At 44.2% G+C, this 7,960-nt stretch carries 8 protein-coding genes; 4 read left to right on the top strand and 4 right to left on the bottom strand.

Annotated elements, in window-relative coordinates:
• Positions 1 to 198: hypothetical protein (locus KGY70_13745; GenBank protein MBS3776252.1), on the bottom strand; the 198-nt coding region annotated here is incomplete at its 3' end.
• Positions 199 to 257: 59 nt separating this feature from the next.
• On the opposite strand from KGY70_13745, the gene KGY70_13740 reads away from it, so the two are divergent.
• The 3 genes from KGY70_13740 (at position 258) to hypB (ending at position 2,214) form a co-directional block, all read left to right on the top strand.
• Positions 258 to 935 (top strand): DUF1080 domain-containing protein, encoded by a 678-nt coding sequence (locus KGY70_13740; GenBank protein MBS3776251.1) that lies wholly within the window; start codon positions 258 to 260, stop codon positions 933 to 935.
• A gap of 284 nt (positions 936 to 1,219) precedes the next feature.
• Complete coding sequence (hypA, locus tag KGY70_13735; protein MBS3776250.1) at positions 1,220 to 1,561, top strand: hydrogenase maturation nickel metallochaperone HypA; 342 nt, start codon at positions 1,220 to 1,222, stop codon at positions 1,559 to 1,561.
• Between the two features lie 2 nt (positions 1,562 to 1,563).
• A complete protein-coding gene (gene hypB / locus KGY70_13730; protein ID MBS3776249.1) occupies positions 1,564 to 2,214 on the top strand; it encodes a hydrogenase nickel incorporation protein HypB in 651 nt (216 codons plus the stop codon).
• A 291-nt stretch (positions 2,215 to 2,505) separates the two neighbouring features.
• Here the strand turns inward: hypB and KGY70_13725 are convergent, their stop codons facing one another.
• Positions 2,506 to 4,326 carry an alpha-L-fucosidase gene (locus KGY70_13725; GenBank protein MBS3776248.1) on the bottom strand — a complete coding sequence of 607 codons (1,821 nt, stop codon included), beginning with the start codon at positions 4,324 to 4,326 and terminating at the stop codon, positions 2,506 to 2,508.
• Between the two features lie 20 nt (positions 4,327 to 4,346).
• Complete coding sequence (locus KGY70_13720) at positions 4,347 to 5,525, bottom strand: MFS transporter (GenBank protein ID MBS3776247.1); 1,179 nt, start codon at positions 5,523 to 5,525, stop codon at positions 4,347 to 4,349.
• Positions 5,526 to 5,677: 152 nt separating this feature from the next.
• On the opposite strand from KGY70_13720, the gene KGY70_13715 reads away from it, so the two are divergent.
• Positions 5,678 to 6,310 (top strand): NAD(P)H-binding protein, encoded by a 633-nt coding sequence (locus KGY70_13715; GenBank protein MBS3776246.1) that lies wholly within the window; start codon positions 5,678 to 5,680, stop codon positions 6,308 to 6,310.
• Between the two features lie 465 nt (positions 6,311 to 6,775).
• Here the strand turns inward: KGY70_13715 and KGY70_13710 are convergent, their stop codons facing one another.
• Positions 6,776 to 7,723 (bottom strand): hypothetical protein, encoded by a 948-nt coding sequence (locus KGY70_13710; GenBank protein MBS3776245.1) that lies wholly within the window; start codon positions 7,721 to 7,723, stop codon positions 6,776 to 6,778.
• Positions 7,724 to 7,960 lie beyond the last annotated feature (237 nt).

Below are 7,960 nucleotides of genomic sequence, written 5' to 3'. Positions count from 1 at the left end.
GGTGGGCTTGTCCACACGCTGTCGCTGAAGCTTTAGCGTAAGCCACCGAAACGAAGTGAAGGTGGGCTTGTCCACACGCTGTCGCTGAAGCTTTAGCGTAAGCAACCGAAACGAAGTGAAGGTGGGCTTGTCCGCACGCTGTCGCTGAAGCTTTAGCGTAAGCAACCGTAACGAAGTGGAGGTGGGGATTGAATACATGAACAGCGTAAAAAGATAAAGTTGAAAATGAATTATTCACTGATAAACATATAAATCAAATGAAAAACTATGTACATTTAATTCTGGTAGCAATGGTCCTGGTTGGGGCTTGCAGTAACAATAAGACGGTAAATCTGATCAGGGAAGATCTTAACGGTTGGCATGTGGATGTTCCTGCCATGGATGAAAACCCTGATACCACAAATCCTTTTATTATGCGGGACGGTATGCTGGTCAGCCTCGGTACACCCGGCGGTCATCTGATTACGGATGAGGTTTATTCGGATTACAGACTGGTAGCGGAGTATCGGTTTGCCGGTGAACCGGGTAACTGCGGTATACTGGTCCATGCTTCCACGCCCAGGGCCCTTTATGGCATGTTTCCCAAATCACTGGAAGTACAAATGATGCATGAAAATGCGGGCGATTTCTGGTGCATCCAGGAAGACATCAAAGTGGATAACATGGTGGAGCGCAGAGGTCCTAAAGAAGAGTGGGGCGTTTCAGAAGGCAAAAGAAGACGCATAAAGAATCTGACCGATGGTTCGGAAAACCCCGTTGGTGAATGGAACAGGATGGTTATAGAGTGCCAGGGAGATGAAATCAAGGTATGGGTGAACGATGAACTTGTAAATCATGGTTATGACTGCACAGCCACGGAAGGGCAGATCGCCGTTCAGGCTGAAGGGTCGGAAGTGGAGTTTAGGAAACTGGAATTGACACAATTGAAATCCTAATATCTAAAAATTCTAATATCTAATTTCGAAATTCTAAACAATGTCAAATGACCAAACAAAGAAATTTCAAAACAAACCAATATGCAAAGAGCACTTATGAAAATCTTCGGTTCTATTTTAACTAAATTTGAATAAGATGTTTTGATTTCCGGCAGTTGCCGGATTGAACATTAGAATTTGTTTAGGATTTATCTGCCTGCCGGCAAGGCAGGGAATTTAGGATTTAAAATTTAGGATTTCCGGTTTATTCGGATTAGGGTTTAAACACTCGAACCAAGTAGAGAATGCATGAGGTAGCCATAGTGGAAGACATGTTCCGCATCATTATGGAGGTGGCGAAAAAAGAACAGCTTTCGCGGATTGACAAGGTGCATTTCCGGATCGGCAAAATGATGCAGGTTGTGCCTGATCTGTTCCGTTTTGCCTTTGACTCGGCCAAGGAGGATACCATAGCTAAAGATGCAGAACTGGAAATAGAATATGTACCGGTCAAGATGCAATGCCGAGGCTGTGGCCATGAATTTTTGGTGGGGGATCAGTCGTTTTACTGTCCGAAATGTGAAAGTTCCGATCTGGATATGATACAGGGAAAAGAATTGTTGGTACAAAGCATAGAAGGAGAATAGCCATGGAAATTAAAGTCATGAAACGGGTGCTGGATAAGAACCAGGACAAAGCCGAACAGGTAAGGTCGCTTTTAAGGGAAAAAAGCATCAAGATGTACAATTTCATCAGTTCGCCGGGTGCCGGAAAAACAGCTTTACTGGAAAGGACGCTGGCCCATATGAACGGTGGGATCAGAATCGCGATTATTGAGGGCGATGTGTCCACCGACCGGGATGCACAGCGGCTGAAGCAGTACAACAATCCCATTGTGCTGATCAATACCGAGGGGGGATGCCATCTTGATTCCAACAGCATCGAGCAGGCACTTGCAGAATTCAACCTGGATGAGCTGGATGCAGTGTTTGTGGAAAATGTTGGCAACCTGGTCTGCCCCACCCATTTTGATCTGGGCGAAACCGCAAAAATTGCGCTGGTGAGCACCAGTGAGGGTGACGACAAGCCCATTAAGTATCCCATGCTTTTTCGTGATGCAGAGGCCGTCATTCTGAACAAGATGGACCTATTGGATTACACCAATTTCAATTATCAGAATTTTGTGAAGGACCTGCGTGAAGTGAACCCCAACGTTCCGCTGATTGAGACTTCATGTACGAGAAATACGGGATTGGAGGAATGGTATGAGTGGTTAAGGAAGAAAATAGGGGAGAAATAATTCTTTTATTTGTCAAGGTTGCCCGAAAGAACAGGTTTATTTTTATAAATAAAAGCACCAAATCCCAAGTACCAAATATCAAATAAATTCCAATTTTCAATTACCGAAATTCAAAATACTTCGAAACAAAGGTGTTAATAGTTAATTCAACAGTTATGAAAAATTGGCTTCATTCTAGAAGATGCTTAACAGGGTCATAGATATTTGTTTTCTGCCACGAATCACAAAGGAAATCACTGAGGAACACGAAGGAATTTACCCACAGATTATAAAGTATTAAACCTAATTTTGCTAAAACTGCACCGGTTTGAATATAATGTCTGACAAGCCGGTAGTCTTTGCCCCTTCAACCAGTGAAACCGTTACTTTATGCTTTCCGGGTGTTTTAAATTCCAGCCAGCCTATGGGACATTCGTGAAACCGGTCTGTAGCGTGTTGCTGGTTTTGGATCATTTTCCCCTCATCGGTTTCAACCTTCCAAACGATTTTTCCTGATCCGCTGTGTTTCAGCTTAACCTTATACTGACCAGGGTGGCAAACATCAACATGCCAAGATATCTTACCGTTTTCTTCCCATTGGGTTGCCCTTTCCTGATGTTTCCATTCACCAAATTTTTCCATCCAGCTTTTCTTTTCAATCCTACATCCTTCAGCTTCGGCAAAATGTGCTGATATAGAAGTGAGATATCCCGGGTCGATACCATGAAGAGGATTCACTTCAGGTTCTTCCGCCAGATCCACCTGAATGACGGATACCATCTTTTCCGGTCGCTGATATGGAACCTGAAAACAGATCCACCCTTTTTCTTTGGAGTATTCTATGGGATTTTTCCTTTCCCCATTAAGTAAAGCAGCAGAGGTAATTTTTGTTTCTAACCCCGGGAGAAAGATCTTGCCATCCAAAGGCCAGTCATATACGGCTAGATATAACCTGTTGCTTTTTACAGTTACATCTCCCCAGGGTAGTTGATGTTGCCATGGTGAGGGACCGGTGCCATAAACAACCTGGGGATACTTTTTGATCCATTCACCGGCACTTCTGAGCGATCTGGCGGGATCAGCAGGGATGCTTCCATCTCCCTTGGGACCTATATTTAGCATGTAGGTTCCTCCCCTGGAAACAGTGGATACCAGACGGTTTAATATTTCTTCGGGACTTTTCCAGTTTTCATCATACCAGGCATATCCCCAAGAGTCATTGGTAACATCGACAGTTTCCCACATTCCTTCCACATTCTCAACCGGTATTTCCATATCCCCAAGGGTCTTGTAATCTCCCATGTTATGACCTACGCGGCCCGATATCAGTGCGTCGGGCTGATTTTTCCTGACCACACTTATCAGTTCTTCTACATATTGTTGCTTGATTCCTCCGGGCGTATCAAACCAAACCAGTACAATGTCACCATAATGAGATGTAATCTCCTTCACCTGGAGCAAACATTTATCATAAAAGTAGTCGTTGAATGTTTTGGGATTACCCTGAGCATCGGTTTTTGGACCTCTATGGCCACCGGGGGCAGTCCAGTCTTGATTCTGTGAATAGTAAAACCCAAAGCCCAGACCAGCCTTCTTGCAAGCTCTGGCCAGTTCTTTCATGGGATCGCGATCAAAGGGGGTGGCATCAACGATGTTAAATTCATTGGCCCTGGAATGAAACATGGCAAAGCCATCGTGATGCTTGCTGGTAATAACAATATATTTCATTCCTGCATCCTTTGCCAGTTGTACAATTTCTTCGGCATTAAAATTTACCGGGTTGAAATTTTCGGCAAGCTCCTTATATTCTTCTGCTGGAATGCCAGCCATGGCAGGATGCATCATCCATTCCCCAATCCCATAATAGGTGGAATCCTGATAGCGGTTGGCCAGCATCGAGTACATTCCCCAGTGAATGAACATGGCATAATTCCCGTCATTGAACAATGTTTTATTGTCTGCATGTTCCGTATCCAGGACCGGAGCCTGTTTTTTTGATGAATCATTCATGCCCTCAGAAAGAACTCCGGAACGCCCTGTGTTAACATCTGGGGAAAACATCTCCTGACTAAGAGCCATAAGAGGAGATATCAGAATAATCAAAACTTTGAATAATCTTAAACTTGATTTCATTTTGGTATGTTTTTGTTCGGTCATTTATCAAAACTTTGTTTTACCATGAATGCAATTACCCCCACCATCAAAAGAGCCATCAAACTGCCGGACCAGAAAGCCATTTGAAATCCGCCAAGGCTGAAAAATAAGCCGGTGACCAAAGGTCCAGCCGTTTGACCTATCCGAAGCACCATGCTGTTGACAGACATAAAGGCGGCCCGTTCTTTTATGGGTGCAAAGCCTACCAGCATGGTTTGAATGTTGGGAATGTTCATACCATGTGCGACACCGAATAAAATGACGGCAATTGCCACCAATGCCCAGTAATGAATCAACGGCATCAGGGCAAGTACAGCACCGTATAAAATGAAACTGACATAGAGCAGCAATCTTCCCGAAAACTTTTTTCGCAATCTGCCCAGCATGGAAGATACGATGGCTGTACTGACTGACATGGCCGACATGGATAGTCCGATGTAAAGCGCATTGGCATCAAGATTTTCTTCCAACAGCAGGGGAAAGTAGGTGAGAAATGCCCCGTAAAGGATAATAAAAACAACAATATTTGAGATCAATAAACCCCAAACACTTTTGCGGTTGATGTTATTCCATGCACTGCGTATATATTCCTTTAGATTTTGCTCCCTTCGTGGCTCGGGGTTGTTTAAACCCCATAGCACAATAAAACCGGCAGGAATGGCCAGCAGGGGAAGTACAAAGGGATAAAACCATCCAAACATGGCCAGTCCACCTCCGATGGCCGGATACGCGGCTGTTCCTATGCTCAGCACACTGGCATTATAACCCATGGCAGCTGCCCGTCTTTGGTCAGTATACAAGTCACCGATAATGGTTATGTTGAGCGAACCCAGGGTAGCAGCTCCAATGCCCTGTAAAAATCTGAGAAGAAGTAAATATTCAAAAGTAAGCATGAAAGTACATGCAAAGCCTGCCAGGCCAAAAACAAAGAGAGAGGGAATCAGAATGGTTTTACGTCCAAAACGGTCCGCAAGGACTCCCATGACCGGTGTGAGGACAATTCCGGGTAAGGTAAACATGACGATCAGCCAACCCACCTGTTTGGAAGTGATCTGGAAATATTGAATGATCTTAGGAAAGGCCGGCGTAATACTGGAAACTCCCATTACAGCCAGAAGTGTCACCATGAAGATAATATGAAGATTGGAATCGCGTAATGGTGTCTTATCTTGTTGCATAGGGTTTTCTTTTCAGGGCTGCTATATAGTCGCCGGCAATTTAGTGAAAATTTTAAGCCGGAAAGAACAATATTATAAGTATATTTGTTTGAGGGTGCACTTATTTAACCAATGAGTGCTTTTCTTAAACCATTAAAAACAAATACAGAGCCATGTCAACAGCCATGATAGCAGGAGCCAGTGGTCTGACGGGTTCAACCCTGCTGGGGTTGCTCCTGGAAAGCAATGCGTACGAAAGGGTGAAGGTTTTGGTTAGAAGGCCTTTAGAGATAGAGCATCCATCCCTGGAACAGATTGTCTATGACTATGAACATCCGGATAACAGTCGTATACAGGCAGATCATGTATATTGCTGTTTGGGGACGACCATGAAAAAGGCAGGATCCCGGGATGCTTTCTTCAGGGTGGATCATGATTATCCCTTACAGATTGCCCGTGCAGCTTATCGAAACGGGGCCGCTAAATTCGCCCTGGTGAGTGCGGTTGGGGCCAATCCCGGATCAATGTTTTTCTATAACAGGGTGAAGGGCCAGTTAGAGGAGGATTTGAAGCAAATACCCTTTGAATCTGTTTATATATTCCGTCCCTCTATGCTTTTGGGTAACAGAGAAGAATTTCGCCCGGCCGAGACGTTGGGGAAGGGCCTCATGAAACCCCTGGGTTTTTTATTGCCTGGTAACATGAAACCCATCCATGTAAGGCAGGTGGCGGCATGTATGTTCGACAGAATATGGAGTGAGGAAAGGGGTGTTCATATTATTCAATCGAAAGAGATGCAGGAATAATTTTATTTCTCATCTCATATTTCTTGTTTCTTATATCTTGTCTCTTATTTCTTATCTTTTGTCCCGAGTCCCGCGTCCCGGGTTACCTATAGCAAAAATTTTCATTCATACCAATTACTGAGACATAGGCGTGTCTCTACACACATTCCGTTTTCTCGTTTTCTCGTTTTCTTCGCTCTTACGTGCCGTCGTTCTATCGTGCCGTCGTGCCAGTCGTGCCAGTCGTGCATCGATCTCCGAGACGCAAGCATTGCGTCTCTACTGCTGTGCCGTCGTGCCGTCGTGCCCTCGTGCAGTCGTTCCGTCGTTCCCGAATTATCGAGACGCAAGCATTGCGTCTCTACTGCTGATTATGTAGCTACATCGCTATTTACTTTTCAAAATACTCAATGATCGTCTTCTCATTTTCTCCCTTTCTCGTTTTCTCGTTTTCCCCCTTTCTCCTCTTCTCCTCTTCCTTGTTTCTTAGTTCCCATTGATTGCTTTCCTGAAAAAATCCGTTATCTCCTCTTTGATCCCTTCAGGTTGCTCATGGTCCAGGCCGGTATAAGTTTTTACCGTGGCATGGATACCGGCGTCCTTGTATATCTTTTTGCAGTAATTCCAACGTTCGGGCTGCATTTCTTTTCCCATTATCTCATAGATCAGTTCACGCTCGTCGTCATCAAAGGCATCATCATAAGGGATGGCGTCATTGTCGTCCAGTTCTCCCATAAAGTAATATTGCGGAGTGTTTTTGAAAAGATCCATCCGAAACTCCCTGTTCATTATTTCCTCAAAATTATTGGTTCCAAGCGGGAAATTCAGGGCTTTGCCGTCTATGCTGTCTGCCGGTAATATTAGCAGTCCGTTGAGCCCGCCGGCAGCCACCGCAGCTACTTTATCGGGATGCAAAGCGGCAAACCTGTTGGCAAAGGTTCCTGAAGCGGAAAATCCCGTAAGCAGGAATTGATTTTCTGTATCATTGTTGCGTTCCTTTAGTCTTTGGCGGGCATCTTCAAACATTTCAACAAGCTGCTGATCGGTTCTTTCCAGGGAATTGCCCTTCTGATGCATCACATCCCTGTCCAAAGCGTGGGTATAAATCTTCGATTGGGATTTTGACCTTGGGAAGACAGGAACCAGCAGGGGAATTTTCAGTTCCCGGGCTACATAGTTTCCTGTATAGTAGTCTTTGGTGGCGGTCCGTTCTGCTTTTTCAATGTGTTTCTCCAGGTCATCATCGAGAAATCCCGAATTGTTGGGCTCGACAATCACATAGGAGTCCTGGCCGGTATCCAGGCCATCGGGAATAAATAAGAAATAGGGATAATGATAGCCCTTTTGCTCATTGGCTTCTATGAATATCAGGTTTCCGTCTTTGCATCCGGCAAGGGCTATTGCAATGAGGAGATATAAGAATGCTTTTTTCATGATAATACGTATGATTTGTATTGCCGGTATAGTTGTTGTTGTGGGTTTGGCCCGATAAAAGTACTAAATTTAACAGCAATTGCAAGTTTTATACAATTTACTTCTTTATTTTTTGACATAATGACACATTTTTTCTGAATGTGCCCTATTGAACTGCCTTAATTACATCTGCAGGGGATTGAATTGAGTCTCTAAATTCCTGAATTGAATCTTCAAATGGGTTTGTCAAACGTATTT

It is taken from the genome of Bacteroidales bacterium (genome assembly GCA_018334875.1).
In the GTDB taxonomy this organism is placed as follows: domain Bacteria; phylum Bacteroidota; class Bacteroidia; order Bacteroidales; family UBA12077; genus JAGXLC01.
Note: the sequence above shows the minus strand (reverse complement) of the source record. Positions and strands in the feature narration are given on the sequence as shown.

Coding starts and splice junctions, on each gene's coding strand:
- hypB (MBS3776249.1), top strand. CDS start 1,564: ATGGAAATTAAAGTCATGAAACGGGTGCTGGATAAGAACCAGGACAAA.
- KGY70_13725 (MBS3776248.1), bottom strand. CDS start 4,326: ATGAAATCAAGTTTAAGATTATTCAAAGTTTTGATTATTCTGATATCT.
- KGY70_13715 (MBS3776246.1), top strand. CDS start 5,678: ATGTCAACAGCCATGATAGCAGGAGCCAGTGGTCTGACGGGTTCAACC.
- KGY70_13740 (MBS3776251.1), top strand. CDS start 258: ATGAAAAACTATGTACATTTAATTCTGGTAGCAATGGTCCTGGTTGGG.
- KGY70_13720 (MBS3776247.1), bottom strand. CDS start 5,525: ATGCAACAAGATAAGACACCATTACGCGATTCCAATCTTCATATTATC.
- KGY70_13710 (MBS3776245.1), bottom strand. CDS start 7,723: ATGAAAAAAGCATTCTTATATCTCCTCATTGCAATAGCCCTTGCCGGA.
- hypA (MBS3776250.1), top strand. CDS start 1,220: ATGCATGAGGTAGCCATAGTGGAAGACATGTTCCGCATCATTATGGAG.